The following is a 21,555-nucleotide window of genomic DNA, read 5'->3' as shown; positions in this document are numbered from 1 at the left end:
TGGTTATTAGCTTATATCGTTCATTATGTTTTGTCAATTCTTTCTAAATAAATATTTTGAGAATTTTTCCAAAATTATTACTCTATATTTATACTTTAAGAAAACTCAGCTATACTTCGTATTAAAAAACTTAAAAATCTACTTCTATTCCTTCAACATGAAACATAGAATACTAATAACCAATTACCAAAAAGGGGGCGAAAATATGGACAACCTATTCCAATACGTCCTGCACTACGTATTATTAACAATTATGATAGTCGGAGCGCTATTACTATTCCCGTTCTTCCCAAAGTTCGTCCTCTTTTTAGCTTTTTTTATCATGCTCGGGATCGCTATTATAATTTCAACGAGAGAAGATGCCACGCAAAAAGAGAGCAGGGTTCAGCGCGTAAAGCTGTAACTTTGCTCTCTTTTCGTTTTCATTCACTAGTCTCTTTTATACATATTTATCCCGCTATTTGCCGGGCAGTAAGAACCCCACCTCAAAATTCAGCGAAAGCAAAAGAAGTTAGGTCGGGGTCGGGCTGCCCGTAAAAGCCCTCACTTTATCTCTCGGGAAATAATTAGCCTTTGTTTTTGTGATTACTCCTATTGAAAAGCCACTAATGACATTTATTTTTCACCTTATCATTTCATACGCTTCACAAGCTATGCAAATTGAGGAACACGGATTTATCTAAGTTACTGTTTCACGTGAAACACATCGTTTCATTTAATCTTTAAAGCAAAATATCATTATGAAAAAGCCACTTCCTCCAACAAAACTGAAAGGAAGTGGCTTTCTACTCTTTACTCCACAATATTCTCTAACTCACTATATAACTTCGCTCGTAACAACTCTTTCATCGTTTTTTCCTCATATAATTTTTCAAGTCTTTCAACATCAGCTACATGTTCCATTTCACATTCTATTGCATATATATCTTCTTCTACATGCATTAACTCATTTTCAATCTCTTCAAGATTCCTAGCTTTTTTCTCTTTTACTGGAACCATTTCAACACTCTTTCTCCCTTGGCGTTTTTGCTTTATTACTTGCTTCTCAAGCTTTTCTTCCCATTTTTGACGAGCCCATGCATAGTTTCCTGCAAACTCAAATAATTTACATTCATCAATCCAGTACGTCTTTTCAAATAACTTATTTAAAAAATAACGATCATGTGAAACAGCTAGGATTGTTCCATTATATTGCTCAAGGGCTTCCTCTAAAACTTCCCTTGATTCAATATCAAGATGGTTTGTCGGCTCATCTAAAATTAGAAAATTGATGTCTTGATACATAAGTTGCGCAAGTCTTAACCTCATTTTTTCTCCACCGCTCAGTTGCGTTACTTTCTTAAATACTGCTGGACCATAAAATAAAAACTTAGCCAATATATGTCTTGCTTCTCCTTCTGTTACAGCTACATACTCTCTAAACGCTTCCAATACATTACTCTTCACATTTCCATACGTATGCTGTGATAAATAACCAATTTTGACACTACTACCAATTCGAATTTCACCAACGTCTGGATTTATTTCTTCTAATAGTAGTTTTAATAATGTAGTCTTTCCTGTACCATTACGACCAACGATAGCCGCACGCTCTTGAAAACGAACATGTAAATTCGCTTGTTCAAATAAAGGTCGTCCAGCAAAACCTTTACTCACTTCTTTCATTACAACAACATCTTTCCCGCTTCTCTCTTGCCCTTCAAACTGAAGACCCATCTGTTTTCGTTCTAAAATTGGCCTCTTTAATTTCTCTATACGTTCTAACGCACGTTCCATATTTCTCGCTCTTTTATGCAATCCTTCATTCGGAGGGTTCGCTTGATTTGCCCATTCACGTAGACGCTTAATTGCTTCTTTCATTTTCTTTATTTTCTTTTGTTGCTCCTGATAAGCTTGAAACTCTTGAAGTAATCTTTCTTCCTTCTCCTCAACGAACTGAGAATAATTCGTATGGTACACGTGAATCTCTCCATCTTCCAAATCAAAAATTTTCGTTACAACTTCATCAAGGAAATAGCGATCATGTGAAATAACTATAACTGTTCCAGTGTATTCTTTTAAAAATTGCTCTAACCATTCAACTGCAAATAAATCTAAATGATTTGTTGGTTCATCTAATAGAAGTAAATCTGGTTTCTGCAATAGCATATATGCAAGGCTTACTTTCGTCTGTTCTCCTCCACTTAATTCCGTAAATACTCTTGAAAATAAGTCTGTCACTTGTAAGCCATTTGCTACCTTCATTATATTTGCCTCGATTTCATAACCACCGAGAAATGCAAATTTTTCTTGAATGACTCCGTACCTCTCCATTAGCTTTTCCAAAGCAGATTGTTCCTGTTCCACCGCCATATTTTTTTCTAAAGCATGCATTTCTTTTTCTAATTCCTTTTCTACTTTAAAAGCAGAACTCAATACATCATATACAGTCATAACCTCATCAAACTTCGGAATTTGTGCGACATGACCAATACGTGTACCTTTCTTCATATGGATGGCTCCTGCATCCAAACTCTCCTTTCCCGTTAGAAGTCCAAAGATTGTTGTCTTCCCACTACCGTTACGACCAACTAACCCAACACGTTCACCATTCTTTATTTCAAGCGATATATTTTCAAATATGATGTTTCCACCAAAAGATTTCATTACATTATTTACACTACAAATAGTCATTTTCCGTACTCCTTTCAATATAAAAAACCATGAGAAAGAAACATTCCCCATGGTTTTCGGCATAGAAAAAGGAAGCCAAATAGCTCCCTTTTCACACGTTTATTAAAAATGGGTGAAGAGATTTCTATCGTTCAATAGTCACTATGCAATTGTTAAAAAAGGGCATACGTATCCCGTTAACAACTACATCATGAAAAATCGCACGACAAAAATAAATAAAATCTAAAAATTTGGCACGCGCAGCTAAAGAACGTTTCATCTCATTCACCCCTTTCGTACGGAATTTAATACTTACTTCTTTATTATACTTTCCAATTTCATGTTTGAATAGTCATTTTTCTGAAAATAATGAAGATAGACTAAACATTTCAATAAGTGACATCAAATCTTACAAAACTGTTATGTTCACGTAATGGAAAGCGATAGTACGAAAAGATGCCTCCCTATACAATAAAGATGTAAACAAGCGAGACAAACAAAAGGAGGAAACAAACATGATGAAAGAAATCGTAAAAGCAATCTTTGAGGTATTAGTGAACGGACAAGCAGTTGTAAAAGAACTAAATGAACTATAAAAAGGAGTGAAGAAATATGATGAACATGGTGAAAATGATTTTACACGCTTTAGTCGATGCAAAAGCAGTTAGCCAAGAATTAAACCAACAATAAAAAGGGGTATATGAATATGAAGAAAGCCATTATTATAATTGCAAGCACAGCAATTACCTTATACACAATAAAAAAGAGAAAAAAGAAAAATAATGAAAATGTTCTATATTATCCATACACACTATTAGAGAAAAAATAAAAGACAAGGTACCCTATCGTAATGAGGATATCTTGTCTTTTATTTTTCCCCTATTCCTTTAGAGGATTTCCTTCTCCTTTTCCCGAATGTATTAAGCGGGATTTTTACACATATTTTAAAGGGGCATATATACAAATGGATACACAACAACTATATTTTTTAAACGATATCGGTAAACAAAAACCAGAAAGTATTCGGAATAGAAGCGCTGCATGTCCATTTTGCGATAAAGAACAATTAACGGATATTTTAGCAACTAATGGTTCTATTATTTGGTTAAAAAATAAATTTCCTACATTACAAGATACATTTCAAACAGTGTTAATCGAAACCGATAATTGCGAAGATCATATCGCAACATATACAGAAGAACATATGAGAAAATTAATGCAATTTTCTATTCAACATTGGTTACACTTACAGAAGAACAAGGAGTTCGCATCTGTGATTTTATATAAAAATCACGGTCCATTTTCAGGTGGAAGTTTGCATCATGCACACATGCAAATTATCGGAATGAAATATGTAGATTATCTTGAAAATATTGAAGAAGAAAATTTCCAAGGGTTAATTGTTCAAAAAAATGAATGCATTGAGCTTAATATTTCAGAGCGTCCCATTATTGGCTTCACTGAATTCAATATAATCATTGATAACATTTCATATATAGATGAAATGGCAAATTACATTCAGCAAACTGTACGTTACATACTGACAGATTTCCATAAAGGATGCAGTAGTTATAACTTATTCTTCTATTACTTAAATGGAAAAATCATTTGTAAAGTTGTACCTAGATTTGTCGTTTCACCATTGTATGTAGGATATAAAATACCGCAAGTTTCTACAAAACTAGAAGAGGTGAAAATACAACTCACGCAGTATTTCACGAAAGAAAAGGATGAAATTATTCATAAAAAAACAGAGTAGGTATAGAAAACCTACTCTTTAATTACACCTTTATTTCGATAGTACACATCTTCTAATCCGATGTTATACTTCATGTTATTATCCGTCCACTCTGGCCCTAAATTCCCTGGCCATCCAGATGTATTCGCTATATATTTCAGTAATGCAAAATCAGTCAAACCTTTTTGCACCCCACGCTTATATCCTTTCATTAAATGCGGCATTGCAATTTGCGCATTTGTACGTGGATCTTTCAGCTCATCATCAGTTAAATGCTCTGGTGCAAGCCCGCCGCCGCGGTGTAGTTGAAACAATCCGAATGAAGTTCCATTATCTCCAACACTTCTTGGATTTAATCGACTTTCATGCTCAGCAATTGCAAGAGGTATCCATTCCGGAAGATTTACTTTCTTCGCTTCCTCTATAATGATTTGTTTCATCTGTTTTGCTTCTTCTGAATCAACATAGCTTGTTCCATTCACTAGCTTATCCATTCCTTCAGACTTTCCTTGGAAATATAAATATACCCCAAGAACAACTAAAAATCCTACAAAGAATTTCTTCACTACCTCTACCTCTTTCTCCGCTGAAATTTGTCCCCTTTCAGCCTTCCCTTTACAATTACCTACATTCTACTACTCTTTTATCATAGCAAATAACTATACATATTATCATCATGCTTTAGACCGATTTTGTGAAAAAACAGCTGGTAAATACGTACAAAAATGTAACTTTCATAGACTATAACGCATTTATTGTATATAATTGTAAACTGAACTCTATATATAGAATAGGAGCATACAAAATGAAAAAATGCCTAACACTCTTGTTCAGCATTTTACTACTCATCCCTACCTACACCTCTGCACAAACATCATCAAAACCAAAAGTACTTGTTTTGTATAGTACACAAGACGATAAATTTTCAAATAATGTCCAAATCCTTAATACTCAATTAGGACATTTTACAAATGATATAACCGTAAAAAACTTAAAAGAAGCAACTTCAATTAATAACGTATCCTCCTATACACATATTGTTTATATCGGTGAAACAAAAGAAGCGTTTTCTGATGAAACGAAACAATTTCTAGAAAACTTCTCCGGCCCTGTATTAGTATTAGGACAAAATGTTGAACAATTATCTAAGCGTTTTTCTTTCATTACTTTGAATAGTGATGATATACGAGTTAATAAAATTGAATATCCAGACAAGAAGCTAAAAAATACCTTAGAGGAGGAACGATTAATTCAATCATTTGATACGAATGGAACTGTGCTTGCTAACGCCTTAAGCTCAAATAACACTAACCCACTAATCGTTCAGCATGAAACATCTTATTATGTTGCAACACCTAACCTCTTTGACTGGATGTCTCATTACGTCGGTGAAATGTTATTTTCTTATTTCAGCCAAAAACCAACGAAAAATAAAGTTGAAGCTTATTTACGCCTTGAGGATGTTCACCCCGCAGCAGATATAAATCAATTGAAAGAAATTGCTGAATTACTAAAAGAGAAAAAGATGCCTTACATGATTACTGTTATTCCAGTATATAAAGATCCAGATACAGGAAAGATAATACATTTAAAAGATAAACCAGAACTAGTTGATCTTTTACGCTCTATGCAAGATGATGGTGCAGCAATTATTATGCATGGTTATACTCACCAATTTTATGACAGTGAAACAGGTGAAGGCTTTGAATTTTGGGATGTAAAAACAGATCAACCAATTCGCCAACCGAAGCATGAAAAACCGAAGACAAAAGATGACTTTCCAAATATAGAGGCATATAACCAATATGTAAAAAAAGGGGAAGAATTCGAGGAAAAATATACGAAAGATCATATCGAAAAAGGAATTCAAGAACTTGTAGATGCTAAACTATATCCTGTTGCCTTTGAAGCACCTCATTACACGATGTCTCAAAAAGGATATGAAATATTATCAAGGTACTTTTCAACTTATGTAGGACAACTACAGTTAAATGATACAACTTGGAAATCCATGCACTCACCATATTATACAAGTACTCCATCATTTTTACATGGAATGAAACTATTGCCTGAAACAGTCGGATTTATTGAAGAAGATACGCCACAAACTACTGCTAAAATGAAAGAGCGTGCTCTATCTGTTTCTAAATTATCCGATGGAGTTATTGGTGCATTCTATCATCCTTACTTAGGTGCGAAACCATTAAAAGAAGTGTTAAAGGATCTAGAAAGTATTCCAAATATAGAATGGATTGATTTACAAAAGGAAAAGAATGAAGTAAAAATGAAAGATATTCATATTACGACGAATAAAGACGGCATTCACGTTGAAAAACCAACCAGTGCGAATGACATAATTGATTATATAAAGCAATATGGCTTCTTCCTTATGCTAGGGTTCGTTATCATTGTCTTTCTTTTATTATTAAAACGTGCGAAAAAATTAGAATCCTAATACAAAACCACCGAGCGGAACGCTTGGTGGTTTTTTGTCCTATATCAAACCATGGCATTTTATTAAATAAATTCAACTTTTACTTTTTCCGTTACATGATTAAAACTATAATTCTCCTATCCTTTCAAATAAAATCGACTTGTATTTTCATATATTGTTTCTGCGACCTTATCAATGGATATGTTTTTTATAGAACTAATTTCCTTTAATACCTCTCGAATCATTCTTGGGTGCGTTATAACATCTTCTTGAAATTCCCACGGACCATCTGTTTCTACCATCATATATTCAAGCGGATAATACGAAACGATTTTTCTAATCTTCTCCTTATGTAAAACATCCGGTGTAATCGAAATATAATAACCATTTTTCATCATCCGTTTCATTGTTTCATCGCTTCCTTTAAACCAATGGAAGTGTGCACGTGAAACTTTATATTTCTCTAGCAAATCACATACAATGTCAGCATCTTCATAAACTGCGTGTAATACAATCGGCAAATTATACTTACTAGCTAGTTCTATAAATTTTTTCAATACAGCTATGTATGGATCTGCAGCAATTCTTTCATCTTCTTTTCTCAAATAATAGGGCAAACCTACTTCACCAATCGCAACAATTTCCTCTGCGTTCTGTTCAATAAGTTGATAAATCTGTTCACACTCTTCTTTATGAATCTGTTGCTCTGGATGAAACCCTATCGCTGGATATATAAAGGGATACTTCTTCGCTAAAGATAACGTTTCCTTACAAGATTGATAATTCATAGATACCGCAATAAGCCCCTTTATTTCCTTACTATTTTCCACCTCTTTTAGTAATCTGCTCTTCTCTTCATCCTTATATTGATCAACATGTATATGACTATCAATCCATTTCATCTTTATGCCCCCATAAAAAAACAAGAAAGGAGTTCCTTTCTTGTTTTAGCATCTATATTATTTAACAATTAAGTTTGTTATGATATCAAATAATCCAATACACACTACGGCAACAGTAAAGTAGCTACAGAAATCTTTAATTGGTAACTTCACTACTTCTTCTTTACGCATCCCATTTTTCTCCCTTCTTACTAGATCCCTAATTATTTTTCTATCTGTATCTATTATGCAAAAAATATGACAAATTTACTATCGAATTAACTTACGTAAACCTTACAATGTTGTAAGGTTTAAAAAAGGATCCCCATCTTTATTCAGATGAAGATTATTAAAAATTAGTTGGTTTTTCATTCTTCATTACAAACAGAAAGTAATACATTGAGACTTTCTAGTTACACTATATGAAAATTACTATCTTTTAACTATCGAATTACATTACAGAAGGCTTACATGTTTGTAAGTTATGTGTAATGTAATTCGATAGTTCCCCTTACTTATATTTCGTACAATAAAGTTAGAAAGTAAGCCAAATAAGAAGAACACTCACATAACCAAATTACATTGCTAGTAGCTACTCTTCTTATACCTTTCACCCATGCTACTACAATGTACCCCCTTCCCCTTTATATAATAAAAAAGCCTTAGTCTATATGGACTAAGGCTTTTTTGTTAATCTCAAAAATACCCTTACCCAGTATTTTTATTTTCGACAAAAAATAGCCGGGGGTATATTTCGCTATCTCATCGTTAAAAGTTTGCTCTTCGCATTTATAGGAATATTTGCAACCTCAATCTCTTCAATCGATTCACCGTAACGTCCTTTTGCAAAAACCTTTAATGCTTCATCTCTCTTTAACATATGCTTAACCGTTTTCTTTATTTTCTGCTCTCTACCACGTTCATCGAATGCAATAAATTCATATTCATACCACTCATCACCAATATGCTGACCAATTGTATTCACAACCGTATAGTATTCTTTCGTCTTATAAAATGGATTATATTTATCGATAACTGGTCCAAGTTTCGTAGGCAGTAACATTACTACTATCACTATCATCGCTATTATAGTAGTGATCATTTTTTTCTTCATAATAAACATTCCTCCTCTGCAGGATATATATACATTTTAAAAAGGGGGAATAAAATCTACTATTGAATCTCATTACATTACACTTACATTTTTGTAAGAATTAAAAAAGGTGAACGAATTTGCTCGTTCACCTTTTAGCTTGCTTTAAAGCCACCGCCAAGTACATCACGTACATCATGTATAACAACGAAAGCATCTTCATCTACCCGGCTAATAACTTGTTTTAACTTAACAAGCTCTTGTTTATTAATAACAACATATAAAACTTCTTTATTTTTACCAGTATATCCGCCGCGCCCTTCTAATACAGTAACACCGCGTGTCATATTTTTCGTAATAGCTTCACGAATTAAATCTGGTTGATTCGAAATAATCGTAACAGCCGTTTTTGTGTCCATTCCTTCTACAATGAAATCAATCACCTTCGCTCCAATGAACACAGCCACAAGTGTATACATCGCCTTTTCTTGCCCTATTATAAATACAGAACCAGCAATTACAACAATATCAATAATTAGTACGCCTTTACCTACACTCCAACCTAAATATTGATTTGCTAACTGAGCTAAGATTGCTGATCCTCCCGATGTACCTCCGGCTTTGAACATACAACCTAATCCAATTCCCACAAATAAACCAGCAAATAAAGCTGCTAATAATGTATCACTATTTACATGATACTCAATATGTTCTGTAACGTATAAAAACAAAGATGTTTCTACAATCCCTAAAATTGTATAAATCATTGTTTTCTTATCAAAAAATTTATAACCAACAGCTAGTAAAATTGCATTTATAGCAAAGTTCACAATTCCTGGTGACCAATCAAATAAGTAGTACGTAACAACCGTTAAACCAATAATTCCACCTTCCGATAAACGGTTTGGAATTGCAAAGTAATTAATACCAATTGCGAATAATAATGAACCAATTGTAATTAGTGTCATTTCCTTTATACGTTGATTAACCATAGTTCATACCCTCCCCCCATTTGACATTGTATCACTATCTCCTAGAGGTTTAGAAGTGGTTTTTATTCCGCATTTTCCCTCTTAAAAATTGAAATATTATGTTTAAACAGAGGGTTGATTAATTATTCATATTTTCTCTAACTGCACGGACAAATCGCTCCACATTCCCTTTCTGAATATACTTAGCGCGAATGGTTTCATGACTACAAGTAAATTCAAAATACGGATGAAAATCTATGCTATCTATATACAAATATGAATACTCTTTAAATGTTGAAGAATAGTACGGAAATTTCCCGTAAAAAAGGAGACGTCTAGTAGTGGCAACAAAAACCCCATGTTGATACGATAATATAAAATTATCCTTCTCAAATATCCCTACCACAAAAGCCAGAATCTTTTCATCATCATCTACATACTTTTTCATACTCGATAAAAGTTCATTCATGCATATTCCTCCAAATTCTATTCACTGCATTAACACTTGAAAAGAATCCATGGATTATTACAGACCGGTTTAACTCCTTTATAAAGTATGAAACGCGTTTCCTGTCAAAGATATTTCAAAAAAATAATCCGTTATGCGATTATACACATAACGGATTACGATTAAACTGTAGAGCGTTCCACAAGTTCGTATGGAATTTCCAGCTTTTCTTGTTCAGAACTCTCGTCATTCACTTTTCTATGCAACATTTCAAAAGCAGTTTTCCCTATCTCCTTTAAATTTTGATCAATAGTTGTCAATTGTAACACTTGCGAGATAGGTTGATTATCAAAGCCAATAATCGCTAAATCCTCAGGAACTTGAATCCCTAATTTTTCAACCTCTGTCATAACCCCAATCGCAACTTCATCACCTGCTACTATTAATGCTTCAGGAAGATCCTGCATCTCTTTTAACTTATGAGCCACTTTTACACCATCTTCTAGTGTAAAACATTCTGTAAAAATCCATTCTTCATTAACCTCTTCGTCTATAGATTGCAATTGCTGTTTATAAACATCAAAACGCTTTTGACTACTCGGCCCTAATTTTCTTCCCGTACAATAACCAATTTTTTTATAACCTTTCTCAATCAAATAATCCATTCCTAATTGAAAGGCCGCTGAATGATTCGTATATACACTTGAGATGTTTGAAATATCATTGTCTTCACAGGCAATTATTGCGCCGTAAGAAGCATACGGTTCTATCGTTTCCCAATCATTTGCACGTGAACAAATAATAAGACCATCCAATTGTTTTGTTTTTAACATATGTAAACTTTTCATTTCTTCTTTTTTATTATAATTCGTTTGGCAAAGTAGCACCCTGTAATTATGCGCTAACGCAGTCTCCATCATTCCGCTCACCATCGCATCAAAACACGGATGATTAATATACGGTAAAATCACACCAACAATATTCGTTTTTCCTTTTGATAAATGAACAGCATTTGCGTTTTGCGAGTAATTCAATTTCTCAACTATCTCTATAACCGCTTTTCTTTTTTCTTCACTTACATATGGGTGATCATTCAACACTCTCGAAACAGTCGTAACTGAAACTCCCGCCATCTTTGCAATATCTTTAATATTAGCCATACACTCACCTCTACCTTTAACTTAATGAATCTCATGAACATATGTCAAATCTTCTTATCATTACACCTTCATTCGTTTCTCTTACAAAAGTGTAATTTTTCTGTAAGCTAATTCGATAGTGACTTTCCGCAACATTTCATACAATTAAGTCAGAAACAAGGTAACAACTATTCGAAAAGGAGCGGATTAATATGATGAACAAAATAAAAACGAACAATTTCTTACATACAATGGGCATGGTATTTTCCGCTCTTATCGACGCAAAAGCTGTTGCTTCTACATTAAACAAGTAAGGAGAATGTATTATGAATAACATCACTTTTAACAAATTAGATTTTTTAGGACTAGCTAGTGGCTCGATTCTTCTTACTGCTTTTATTTACGCCGCTACGCTTGTATAACTTTGTGTCCCCTTTCCCCTTTATTATAAATAGTAATAGAAAAGACGACCGTCTATGCCCGGTCGTCTTTTCTTATTTTTGATTTGATTGCAAAGCTTCTTTTAACTCCTCAAACTTCTCATTTAATTGATCCGTCATCATTTTCATAGCGGTTTTTCGATCTATTTGTTCTCCAGCCTCAATTTGAATTGGATCTCCAAAAATCAATTGTGCCTTTTTCCCCTTTATTAATTCTTTTACACTTGATGGACCAACATAAGCTGCTGGTACTAACGGAACATTGGAACGCATCGCAATTGTCACAGCACCCGCTTTTAATGAAACATCTTCCGCTGATCTTGTTCCACTCGGAAAAATCCCTACTACCTTTCCTTCTTTTAATAAACGTGATGGAATTTTAAGTGTACTTGGTCCTGGATTCGCACGATCTACAGGGAATGCATTTACATTTTTAAAGAACCAATTTTTGAATTTCCCTTCAAATAATTCTTTTTTGGCCATGTAATGAATTTGAGTTGGATACATCCCTGTAGCTAACATTAATACATCCATAAAACTTGTATGTGTACATGCAACAACATAGGGTCCACCTTCTGGTAGCTTTTCTCTTCCTTGTACTTCTACTTTCCCAGCTGTTTTAAATATATATTTCAACAAAAATGTAATTGGTTTATACATTTATTTCGTTCCTTTCTAAACATCCGAAGTATAATCATATTCTTATAATAATTATAACACTAAGTTTTAGGAGTTGGTAATAAAATTAAGGATGAATTGTTAAATTTCAATTCTTACAAAAGTGTAATTTTCTTGTAAGCTAATTCGATAGTTACTTCTTACTATATTTCATACAATTAAGTCAGAAACAGGGCAACAATTATTCGAAAAGGAGTGGATCAATATGATGAACAAAATGAAAACGAACAATTTCTTAAATACAATGGGCATGGTATTATCGGCTCTTTTCGATGCAAAAGCTGTTGCTTCTGCATTAAACAAGTAAGGAGAATGTATTATGAATAACATTACTTTTAACAAATTAGATTTTTTAGGATTAGCTAGCGGCTCTCTTCTTCTTACTGCTTTCATTTACGCTGCTACGCTTGTATAACTTTGTGTCCCCTTTCCCCTTTATATAGAAAAAGACGACCGTCTATGCCCGGTCGTCTTTTTAATTTTTTCTTTCTTTCAATTCTTTTAAAAGCTGTATCAGCTCAGCTTGTTGTTTTATCTTTTTACGACCATTTCGATTAATTGCTGCAAGCTCACAGGCAACTCCGACGGCGAAGAAAAACAATAAACTTTCTAACATGTGAAATCCTCCATTTGCCTATTAAACAGCTTGACGTAATTGTTCTTCTTGTAAAACTCTCTTATTTATATTTTCTTCTTTTCTCTGGCAAACGTTATTGCGAATAAGCGCTGCAATAACAAGTACAGTCCCTATAATATCAAACATTGTGATTTGATACCCTTGCACCATCATAATAGCTAAAGTCGTAATTGGTACAAAATTAATAAATAAAATCCCATTAATGGATGATAAAATTTTCACACCATAGTTCCAAGCAAGTAGCGCTACAATACCTGGCAATGTCATCATGAACAACAAATCATATTTCACAATAGATATCGTTCCCATACTTGGAACTGAAATATATCCAAGCGACGTAATAATTACCGTTATAATCGCTGTAACAGTCGTACCGAATACACACGTCAACGTAGAATAACGTAATGTTGACCAATCACTACAAGTTTGACCACCCATCGTATAAATAACCCACCCTACAACACCAATAAATATAAATGCTAATGGGAACATATTATCTTTCAATGTTACAAAGAAACTCATGTCACCTTTTGTAATAACAAACACAGCTCCTACAAAAGCAATAACCATACTCGTTATCATATACTTCTTCGGTTTTATATGCTTATATCCCCATAAAATACAAATAGAAATCATCGGCATAAGTGCTTCCATAATGGAAGCTACCATTACACCCGACTTACCCATTAACATTTGCCCTAAAAATATGAGGACATTATATACTGTAAATGCCATCGTTCCAAAAAAGACAAGTAACTTTCCTCTTCCCTCTAAACAAAATGCCTGTTTTCCTTCTTTCACTAACAACAATACAATCAGCATTATCGCCACTGCTCCATAGCGAATAAGCGAAAAATAAAATGGATCTATGTATTCTAGCGCATGATCAGCAACTGGAAACATCGCTCCCCATGACATACTCGCAATTAAACACGCCAAAGCCCCTATTATCATTTGACCTCTTCTCACCGCAATCCCCCGTTTCTTTCTATTTGCACAAAGAGAATTGTAAAAGAAAAAATATATCACGTAAAATGATTCAAAATGATGTTAACTATCATTTATAATGATAGTTAACATCAAGGGGGATTACAAAATGGAATTAAGAGACTTACAAATCTTTAAAAGCGTTGCCGATCAGGGTAGTGTAAGTAGCGCAGCAAAGGAATTAAATTATGTACAATCAAATGTAACTGCACGTATTAAACAACTAGAAAACGAATTAAAAACCCCACTCTTTTACCGCCATAAACGAGGAATGACTTTAACAGCTGAAGGAAGAAAAATGCTCGTTTATGTTAGTAAAATTTTGCAAGATGTCGACGAACTAAAACAAGTATTTTTAGATAGCGAAACACCTTCTGGTATATTAAAAATCGGTACAGTCGAAACAGTAAGTACACTGCCTACCATTTTATCTTCTTACTATAAAAGCTATCCGAATGTCGATTTATCATTACAAGCGGGTCTAACAGAAGAATTAATTAGAGAAGTACTTGATCATCAATTAGATGGCGCCTTTATATCAGGTCCTATTAAACATCCACTAATCGAACAATACGATGTTAGTACAGAGAAATTAATGCTTATAACACAAAATAAAGCCTTTCATATAGAAGAATTTACAACAACGCCTCTACTCGTTTTTAACCAAGGATGTGGATACCGCTCCAAACTAGAACGTTGGCTTAAAGACGAAGGTTTGCTACCAAAAAGAATTATGGAATTCAATATATTAGAGACAATATTAAACAGTGTTGCACTCGGTCTCGGAATTACACTCGTACCACAGTCTGCTGTCCATCATCTTTCTAAAGCAGGTAAGGTACATTGTCATGCAATCCCTGAAAAATACGGCAGTATTTCAACGGTTTTCATACGCCGTAAAGATAGCTATATGACGAATTCAATGCGTAGTTTTTTAAAAACAATTGAAGACCATCATCATATCAATATGCTGTGAAAGACATTCTTACATGAATGTCTTTTTTTCTTACAAAAGTGTAAGTCTTTCGTAAGCTAATTCGATAGTTGGAAGTATCCATATTCCCTATAATTAAGACATAAGCAGGGCAACAACTATTCGAAAAGGAGCGGATACGCATGATGAACAATATGAAATCAAATAAATTTTTAAATACAATGGGCATGGTGCTATCCGCACTTGTCGATGCAAAAGCTGTTGCAACTACATTAAACAAATAAGGAGAGATTATAATGAACAACATTACTTTCAACAAATCAGACTTTATCGGACTTGCAAGTGGAGCTACTCTTCTTACGGCTTTCATTTATACACTTGCTCAAGGTCTTATTTAACACTTTGTTTCCCCAAACCCCTTTATATATAGAAAAAGCTGCTCGTCTTATAGACAAGCAGCTTTTTAGTTTGTCCCGCTTTAATGGGCAGTAAGACCCCCTCCTCAAAATTCAGCGAAAGCAAAGAAGTTAGGTGGGGGTCGGGCTGCCCATAAAAGTCCGATTGGTGAAGGCTAATAATCAGTGGGGGATGAAGAACCCCCACACTGATTATTAGCCTTCACTTTATTTCATATACAATTTGACCTGTTTTCGTAATATCATATCCGCCAATCGCATTTAATTCATTATGAAATTCTTCCGATTGCAGAATGTCTTTCACAACTTCAATCAGCTCTTCATTTTCTTTATTCTTCAAAATTACTAAATCATACTGTTCTTTCATGATTGGAATAAAGTCCACATTTACAATTTGCGAAAACTTTTCTGAACCTACTCCTACATCAGCTTTTCCATTTGCAACTTGCGTGGCAACACCAAGATGATTCGATTCTTCCCATTCATATCCACTAATATCAGCTTTATTTAATTTTCGGATTCGTAATTGTTCATCCACTAACACTCTAATACCAGAACCCTTTTCTCGATTCACAAACTTTATAGTGGACCCGGATATGTCAGCCCATGTCTTTATTTTCTTCGGATTTCCTTTTTGAACATAAAACCCTACATTTCTGGACAATAAATTAATCATAAGACATGGCTGTCCTACTAAAATACGTTTTACGTAAGGAATATTATATGTACCCGTTTCACCATCAAACAAATGCAAACTAACGATACTTCCTTCTCCTTGATACATTTTCACTAAACTCGTTAAGCTACCTTGATACGCTCTTAAAACATTAGAACTTGGCAAACGATTTTCTATACGTTTAGCTAACATATCTAACGTTAGTTCTTGACCACTAATAATACACGTGTTCAATATACTACTACCATCGTTTTTTACAGGATTAACTTGTACTTTCCCTGTTTTCATTTGCTTTATATATTGATCTAAATCTGCTGCATCAATGCGCATCTGTCTACCAACTCTATAAGAAGGAAGTTCTCCTTTTTTAATTAAGTCGTATACAGTTAATTTTGATACTTTTAATCGCTTTGCTACTTCTTCCGTTGTGTAGGAATGATGATCCATAGACGATTCCTCACTTTCTCCTTTCATTGTAACAAAGAAAAGAATATTTCTCCTATTTTTTAAAAATAGACATATGTTCAAATTATACTCAATTATAACTAGTTATATTTAGTTATATTTAGTTATAATTAAATGTGTCAAAATGAAAGGGGATTTTTTTATGAATAAATTTATATTACGTCCCATCGGGGCACTTATACTTTCTTTCCTTCTTATATTTAGCGCTGCTTGTACAAGTGGGGAAAAGCATACAAAGTCAGCTGCTAAAGAGGATAAAACAGTTGAACTGACTATCTCAGCTGCTGCAAGCTTACAAGATGCATTAAAAGAAATCGAAAAACAATATAAAGAAAAAGAGCCAAATATCAAACTTTCTTTTAACTTCGGTGCTTCTGGAGCACTTCAACAACAAATTGAACAAGGTGCACCTGCTGATTTATTCTTCTCAGCAGCAGAAGATAAATTCCAAACCCTTGTAAAAAAAGGATTCATTCATGAAAAAGAGGGGAAAAATCTCCTTGGAAACGAACTCGTTCTAGTCGTCCCAAAAGATAGTTCTCTTACAAAAATTCAAGATTTAAAAGATGAAAAAATAAAAAAAATTGCACTTGGTACACCTGAATCTGTACCTGCTGGCAAATATGCAAAGGCTTCTCTAACACACGAAAACCTTTGGAATGATGTTCAAAATAAAGTCGTATTTACAAAAGATGTTCGCCAAGTGTTAACATATGTAGAAACAGGGAATGTCGATGCTGGTATCGTATACAAAACAGATGCTCTCATTTCGGATAAAGTAAAGATTGGTGAGACAGCAGCAGCTACTTCTCATGAGCCAATCCACTATCCTTTAGGTGTTATAAAGGAATCTAAACATAAGAAAGAGGCGACTTCATTTTATGAGTATTTGCAGTCAAAAGATGCACAATCTATCTTTAAAAAATATGGATTTACAGTCCTGTCGTAATTACTATGAGCATTGATGCTATTTTATCGCCTGTCTTTCTATCTTTAAGAGTAGCTGCATGCGCCACTATTCTCGTTACAATTTTAGGGACAATTGTCGGGCGAGCACTAGCTCGCTCCTCATGGCGATATAAAGTACTATTAGAAACCATATTTTTATTACCAATGGTACTTCCACCAACTGTTATCGGCTTCTTTCTCATTATCATCTTTGGAAACAACAGCCCGATCGGAAAGTGGGTTGAATCATTATTTCAGCAGTCTATTATGTTCACATCTACTGCTGCGATCATTGCTTCTACAGTTGTTGCATTTCCGCTTATGTACCAATCAGCGAAAACGGGATTTTCTATCGCAAATGTACAAATTGAAGAAAGTGCTCGTGACCTTGGCGCAAGTGAATATCAAGTTTTTCTGCACGTTACACTTCCGCTCGCATTTCCTGCCTTACTAAGCGGGATGATTTTGAGCTTTGTCCGCGCGCTCGGTGAATTTGGTGCTACACTTATGTTTGCCGGGAACATTCCTGGTAAAACACAGACAATCCCAACTGCAATTTACATGGCTATTGATGCAAGTAATATGCAACTCGCATGGACACTTGTAGTTATTACTATCGGTATGTCACTCGTATTTCTACTATGTATTCAACTTATTAATAAAAGAATTACTAACTCTTAAAGCAGCTTTTTTCGAAGCTGCTTCTTTATTTCTTAGGAAATAAAATATACCACCGGGAAATAACTGAATTTTACCTCTTATTAAAATATACATTTTATTTGAATTCACTTTCTAAAATAGGCAATTTCCTGTTATTATATGGAGGTGTTTCAAAAAATGAAGAAATGAAAACGCATTTATATCGTGAATTCTTCATCCTGTTTTAGCGATCGGTAATCTTCTACTCTATTAGTGGGGCATTACCGATCGTTAGAACGATATGTAACTATATTGGTATAGCAAACCGAAGGGAGTCTTGTAATGGACATTTTATTAGCGCTTCTTCCTGCAATTGCATGGGGAAACATCTTATTAGTAAGCGTAAAAATGGGCGGTGGTGCATATAGCCAAACGGTAGGTATGACAATCGGTGCTCTATTCTTCGCAACAATTATGTATGTATTTACTCAACCAGCTTTAACAATGACAATCTTAATTGTTGGTTTTATTTCAGGTTTATTCTGGGCTTTAGGACAAGTAAACCAATTAAAAACAGTTGAAAAACTAGGTGTTTCAACTACTGTAACGATTTCTACTGGTATGCAACTTGTTGCAACTTCTATCTTTGGGGTTATCGCTTTCCGTGAGTGGACTACTACTACAACGATCATTCTGGGAACGATTGCAATCCTATTAATCGTAGTTGGTGTTGTATTCACATCATTAGATGATAAAGAAAATGCTCAGCCACCTGGACAATTGAAAAAAGGACTTCTTACTTTAATTGTTTCTACTTTCGGCTATCTTGTATATGTAATTATTATTCGTTGGTATAATATCGATGGTTGGTCTGCTATTTTACCACAAGCAGTTGGTATGTTTGTTGGTGCGGTTGTACTGACGTCTAAACATAAACCATTTAACAAATATGCAATCCGTAATGCTTTGTCTGGTTTACTATGGGGAACTGGAAACTTATTCTTACTTCTTTCATTACCACGTGTTGGAGTAGCAACAAGCTTCCCATTATCTCAAACTGGAATCGTTATCTCAACATTCGGTGCGATTGTATTCTTAGGTGAAAAGAAAACAAAACGTCAATTGATCTTTATTGCACTAGGTAGTGTTTTAATTATCGGCGGCGCTGTATTACTTGGTATGACAAAAGCATAATCTTATATTCTATTAGTAAACCCCTGAAGCATATGTACTTCAGGGGTTTTTTAATTCTAATTATTTTCTAGATATAATTATTTGTATGTTCTTGCCCCTTATAATTGCTCTTCCACTCTAGCAAACCAGCTACACATATAAAGAGATTAATAATAGCTAATATTAGCATGAATTTCCTCCTTCTCATTATCCATTCCATCTACGATAAGTCTTTTCTTTTTACAAAATTCTCTTAAAGATGATATCGTTTTTATAACATATCTCTACTAGAAAGGAATAAAGGATATGCTAACTAAACATCGAATTTTATTTATTGGTGCCGGTCGTATGGCAGAAGCTATATTTTCCGGATTACTTAAAACAAGCAAAGAGTACATCGAAGAAATTATCGTCTCTAACCGAAGCAACATAGAAAAGCTAAAACAGTTACAACATCGATATAATGTGTCTACTACAACAGATTGGAAACAGCATGTTACATCTGTTGATACGGTTGTTTTAGCAATGCCACCTTCGGCTCATGAAGAGTTATTAGCTGAGCTATCTCCGTTAATATCAAATCAACTAGTCGTAACAGTAGCAGCTGGCATTGGACCATCTTATTTAGAAGCTAGACTCCCAAAAGGCACGCCTGTTGCTTGGATTATGCCTAATACAGCTGCTGAAATTGGAAAGTCTATCTCCTTATATACAATGGGACAATCAGTAAACGAGATACATCAAGAAACCCTGCAACTACTTTTAAAAGGTATTGGTACTTCGCAACTTTGTACTGAGGAAGAAGTTCATCAGCTTACTGCAGTTACTGGAAGTGCACCAGCCTTCCTTTATTACTTTGCTGAAAGCTTAATTGAAACAACAAAAAGTTATGGAGTTGATGAAGAAACCGCAAAACATCTTGTCATTCAAATGATTTCTGGCTCTGCTTCTATGCTTGAACAAACGCAAAATCCAGCTAACCTTCGCGAACAAGTAACAACGCCAGGTGGTTCCACAGCTGAGGGTCTCAAAACTTTATACGAATATAATTTTTCAGAGGCAATTCAAAAAGCAGTAGAAGCAACAAACAAAAAAGCTAGGGGGAAATAATATGATTTTAACAAGTTTAAAAGACTATACAACATTACATAACGGTGTAAAAATGCCTTGGTTTGGTTTAGGTGTTTTTAAAGTAGAAGATGGTTCAGAAGTAATTGATTCTGTAAAAGCAGCAATTAAAAATGGCTACCGCAGCATCGATACTGCAGCAATCTATCAAAATGAAGAAGGCGTTGGGCAAGCGATTCGTGAATCCGGTGTTTCACGTGAAGAATTATTTATTACCTCAAAAGTATGGAATAGCGATCAAGGATATGAAACAACGCTTCAAGCATTTGAAACTACATTAGAGAAATTAGGTCTAGAATATTTAGATTTATATTTAGTACATTGGCCTGTAAAAGGGAAATATACTGAATCATGGAAAGCATTAGAAACACTTTATAAAGATGGCCGTGTTCGCGCTATCGGTGTGAGTAATTTCCACATTCACCACTTACAAGACGTATTTGAAATTGCTGAAATTAAGCCAATGGTCAACCAAGTGGAATACCACCCACGTTTAGCACAAGAAGAGTTACATGCATTCTGTAAAGAACATAATATCCAGCTTGAAGCTTGGTCACCATTAATGCAAGGACAACTACTAGATAATCCAACGTTACAAGAAATTGCGACAAAATATAATAAATCAACTGCGCAAATTATTTTACGTTGGGATTTACAAAACGAAGTTGTAACAATTCCCAAATCAATTAAAGAACATCGCATTATTGAAAATGCAAACATCTTCGACTTTGAATTAAGTGCTGATGATATGAAAGCAATTCAAGCTTTAAATGAAGATCGTCGCGTTGGTCCAGATCCAGATAACTTTAACTTCTAGTAGAAAAACCACTGCCATATGCAGTGGTTTTTTCATTTAAGAAAACTGAAAATTTAAACTATATTTCATTTAGTTGACACTTCATTATTCAAGGTGTAAGATTTTGAATTATCAAAGAAACAAAAAAATTAATAAAATTTATTCGTTTACTCATTGTATCAAGAGAGGTGGAGGGACTGGCCCTTTGAAACCTCGGCAACAGGTTCATTTTGAATACTGTGCCACTTCCTGCAAGCTTTATGCTTGAAAGATAGAATGAGG

The 21,555-nt window shown here is 34.3% G+C and carries 25 protein-coding genes and 1 riboswitch; of the genes, 13 read left to right on the top strand and 12 right to left on the bottom strand.

Going from position 1 to position 21,555, the window contains the following annotated elements; all coding sequences use genetic code 11:
* Window positions 1-205: 205 nt before the first annotated feature.
* Window positions 206-403 (top strand): hypothetical protein, encoded by a 198-nt coding sequence (locus tag ACTFR3_RS26995; RefSeq protein WP_000369254.1) that lies wholly within the window; start codon window positions 206-208, stop codon window positions 401-403.
* Window positions 404-792: 389 nt separating this feature from the next.
* On the opposite strand, the gene abc-f is transcribed toward ACTFR3_RS26995, so the two are convergent.
* Window positions 793-2,724, bottom strand: a complete 1,932-nt coding sequence (gene abc-f, locus ACTFR3_RS26990; protein WP_002025206.1) for a ribosomal protection-like ABC-F family protein — start codon at window positions 2,722-2,724, stop codon at window positions 793-795.
* A gap of 73 nt (window positions 2,725-2,797) precedes the next feature.
* On the bottom strand, window positions 2,798-2,932 hold the full coding sequence (locus tag ACTFR3_RS26985) for an RAxF-45 family protein (RefSeq protein WP_000830643.1): 135 nt from the start codon (window positions 2,930-2,932) through the stop codon (window positions 2,798-2,800).
* Window positions 2,933-3,352: 420 nt separating this feature from the next.
* On the opposite strand from ACTFR3_RS26985, the gene ACTFR3_RS26980 reads away from it, so the two are divergent.
* Both ACTFR3_RS26980 and ACTFR3_RS26975 read left to right on the top strand, forming a co-directional pair.
* Window positions 3,353-3,481 carry a hypothetical protein gene (locus ACTFR3_RS26980; RefSeq protein WP_002023099.1) on the top strand — a complete coding sequence of 43 codons (129 nt, stop codon included), beginning with the start codon at window positions 3,353-3,355 and terminating at the stop codon, window positions 3,479-3,481.
* Window positions 3,482-3,616: 135 nt separating this feature from the next.
* Window positions 3,617-4,411: a DUF4931 domain-containing protein gene (locus ACTFR3_RS26975; protein ID WP_440044995.1), complete on the top strand. Its 795-nt coding sequence runs from the start codon at window positions 3,617-3,619 to the stop codon at window positions 4,409-4,411.
* Between the two features lie 11 nt (window positions 4,412-4,422).
* Here the strand turns inward: ACTFR3_RS26975 and ACTFR3_RS26970 are convergent, their stop codons facing one another.
* Window positions 4,423-4,956: a transglycosylase SLT domain-containing protein gene (locus tag ACTFR3_RS26970; protein ID WP_000713249.1), complete on the bottom strand. Its 534-nt coding sequence runs from the start codon at window positions 4,954-4,956 to the stop codon at window positions 4,423-4,425.
* Window positions 4,957-5,195: 239 nt separating this feature from the next.
* Here ACTFR3_RS26970 and ACTFR3_RS26965 point away from each other — a divergent pair, with 239 nt between their 5' ends.
* Window positions 5,196-6,845, top strand: coding sequence for a DUF2334 domain-containing protein (locus ACTFR3_RS26965; RefSeq protein ID WP_000710597.1), 1,650 nt, complete (start codon window positions 5,196-5,198; stop codon window positions 6,843-6,845).
* A gap of 116 nt (window positions 6,846-6,961) precedes the next feature.
* Here the strand turns inward: ACTFR3_RS26965 and ACTFR3_RS26960 are convergent, their stop codons facing one another.
* The 5 genes from ACTFR3_RS26960 to ACTFR3_RS26940 form a co-directional block, all read right to left on the bottom strand.
* Window positions 6,962-7,726: a TatD family hydrolase gene (locus ACTFR3_RS26960; protein ID WP_000871100.1), complete on the bottom strand. Its 765-nt coding sequence runs from the start codon at window positions 7,724-7,726 to the stop codon at window positions 6,962-6,964.
* A gap of 736 nt (window positions 7,727-8,462) precedes the next feature.
* Complete coding sequence (locus tag ACTFR3_RS26955) at window positions 8,463-8,819, bottom strand: YxeA family protein (RefSeq protein WP_000728422.1); 357 nt, start codon at window positions 8,817-8,819, stop codon at window positions 8,463-8,465.
* 134 nt (window positions 8,820-8,953) lie between these two features.
* On the bottom strand, window positions 8,954-9,790 hold the full coding sequence (locus ACTFR3_RS26950) for a YitT family protein (protein WP_440044993.1): 837 nt from the start codon (window positions 9,788-9,790) through the stop codon (window positions 8,954-8,956).
* A gap of 118 nt (window positions 9,791-9,908) precedes the next feature.
* The gene (locus tag ACTFR3_RS26945; protein WP_440044992.1) at window positions 9,909-10,238 is read right to left on the bottom strand and encodes a PH domain-containing protein; all 330 of its coding nucleotides are present in this window, start codon (window positions 10,236-10,238) and stop codon (window positions 9,909-9,911) included.
* 161 nt (window positions 10,239-10,399) lie between these two features.
* The gene (locus ACTFR3_RS26940) at window positions 10,400-11,377 is read right to left on the bottom strand and encodes a LacI family DNA-binding transcriptional regulator (RefSeq protein ID WP_001273903.1); all 978 of its coding nucleotides are present in this window, start codon (window positions 11,375-11,377) and stop codon (window positions 10,400-10,402) included.
* A gap of 305 nt (window positions 11,378-11,682) precedes the next feature.
* Between ACTFR3_RS26940 and ACTFR3_RS26935 the strand changes: the two genes are divergently transcribed.
* Entirely contained in the window at window positions 11,683-11,778 is a 96-nt protein-coding gene (locus ACTFR3_RS26935) for a DUF3948 family protein (protein WP_001059999.1), read from the top strand.
* A gap of 72 nt (window positions 11,779-11,850) precedes the next feature.
* Here the strand turns inward: ACTFR3_RS26935 and ACTFR3_RS26930 are convergent, their stop codons facing one another.
* Window positions 11,851-12,456, bottom strand: coding sequence for a lysophospholipid acyltransferase family protein (locus ACTFR3_RS26930; RefSeq protein WP_000277778.1), 606 nt, complete (start codon window positions 12,454-12,456; stop codon window positions 11,851-11,853).
* A 337-nt stretch (window positions 12,457-12,793) separates the two neighbouring features.
* On the opposite strand from ACTFR3_RS26930, the gene ACTFR3_RS26925 reads away from it, so the two are divergent.
* Complete coding sequence (locus tag ACTFR3_RS26925; protein WP_001060007.1) at window positions 12,794-12,889, top strand: DUF3948 family protein; 96 nt, start codon at window positions 12,794-12,796, stop codon at window positions 12,887-12,889.
* Between the two features lie 60 nt (window positions 12,890-12,949).
* Here the strand turns inward: ACTFR3_RS26925 and ACTFR3_RS26920 are convergent, their stop codons facing one another.
* Entirely contained in the window at window positions 12,950-13,090 is a 141-nt protein-coding gene (locus ACTFR3_RS26920; RefSeq protein WP_000894065.1) for a YrzO family protein, read from the bottom strand.
* Between the two features lie 21 nt (window positions 13,091-13,111).
* Window positions 13,112-14,080 carry a DMT family transporter gene (locus tag ACTFR3_RS26915; RefSeq protein WP_440044991.1) on the bottom strand — a complete coding sequence of 323 codons (969 nt, stop codon included), beginning with the start codon at window positions 14,078-14,080 and terminating at the stop codon, window positions 13,112-13,114.
* Window positions 14,081-14,207: 127 nt separating this feature from the next.
* On the opposite strand from ACTFR3_RS26915, the gene ACTFR3_RS26910 reads away from it, so the two are divergent.
* Both ACTFR3_RS26910 and ACTFR3_RS26905 read left to right on the top strand, forming a co-directional pair.
* Window positions 14,208-15,074, top strand: coding sequence for a LysR family transcriptional regulator (locus tag ACTFR3_RS26910; RefSeq protein ID WP_000423031.1), 867 nt, complete (start codon window positions 14,208-14,210; stop codon window positions 15,072-15,074).
* A 254-nt stretch (window positions 15,075-15,328) separates the two neighbouring features.
* Window positions 15,329-15,430: a DUF3948 family protein gene (locus tag ACTFR3_RS26905; protein WP_001060017.1), complete on the top strand. Its 102-nt coding sequence runs from the start codon at window positions 15,329-15,331 to the stop codon at window positions 15,428-15,430.
* A gap of 220 nt (window positions 15,431-15,650) precedes the next feature.
* Here ACTFR3_RS26905 and ACTFR3_RS26900 read toward each other — a convergent pair whose 3' ends face one another.
* Window positions 15,651-16,571 carry a substrate-binding domain-containing protein gene (locus tag ACTFR3_RS26900; protein WP_002180310.1) on the bottom strand — a complete coding sequence of 307 codons (921 nt, stop codon included), beginning with the start codon at window positions 16,569-16,571 and terminating at the stop codon, window positions 15,651-15,653.
* Window positions 16,572-16,731: 160 nt separating this feature from the next.
* On the opposite strand from ACTFR3_RS26900, the gene modA reads away from it, so the two are divergent.
* The 5 genes from modA (at window position 16,732) to ACTFR3_RS26875 (ending at window position 21,294) form a co-directional block, all read left to right on the top strand.
* Window positions 16,732-17,538: a molybdate ABC transporter substrate-binding protein gene (gene modA / locus ACTFR3_RS26895; protein ID WP_440044990.1), complete on the top strand. Its 807-nt coding sequence runs from the start codon at window positions 16,732-16,734 to the stop codon at window positions 17,536-17,538.
* Window positions 17,539-17,543: 5 nt separating this feature from the next.
* Entirely contained in the window at window positions 17,544-18,218 is a 675-nt protein-coding gene (gene modB / locus ACTFR3_RS26890; protein WP_000020526.1) for a molybdate ABC transporter permease subunit, read from the top strand.
* Between the two features lie 300 nt (window positions 18,219-18,518).
* Window positions 18,519-19,370 (top strand): GRP family sugar transporter, encoded by an 852-nt coding sequence (locus ACTFR3_RS26885; RefSeq protein ID WP_000353544.1) that lies wholly within the window; start codon window positions 18,519-18,521, stop codon window positions 19,368-19,370.
* Window positions 19,371-19,655: 285 nt separating this feature from the next.
* Window positions 19,656-20,459, top strand: a complete 804-nt coding sequence (gene proC, locus ACTFR3_RS26880; protein ID WP_426867396.1) for a pyrroline-5-carboxylate reductase — start codon at window positions 19,656-19,658, stop codon at window positions 20,457-20,459.
* A gap of 1 nt (window position 20,460) precedes the next feature.
* Window positions 20,461-21,294 carry an aldo/keto reductase gene (locus tag ACTFR3_RS26875; RefSeq protein WP_000604203.1) on the top strand — a complete coding sequence of 278 codons (834 nt, stop codon included), beginning with the start codon at window positions 20,461-20,463 and terminating at the stop codon, window positions 21,292-21,294.
* Between the two features lie 152 nt (window positions 21,295-21,446).
* Window positions 21,447-21,551: riboswitch (SAM riboswitch) on the top strand.
* The last annotated feature ends 4 nt before the right edge of the window (window positions 21,552-21,555 follow it).

The sequence above is a fragment of the Bacillus cereus group sp. MYBK14-1 genome (assembly GCF_051916885.1).
In the GTDB taxonomy this organism is placed as follows: Bacteria; Bacillota; Bacilli; order Bacillales; family Bacillaceae_G; genus Bacillus_A; species Bacillus_A cereus.
This window is presented reverse-complemented; position numbering and strand designations above follow the sequence as displayed.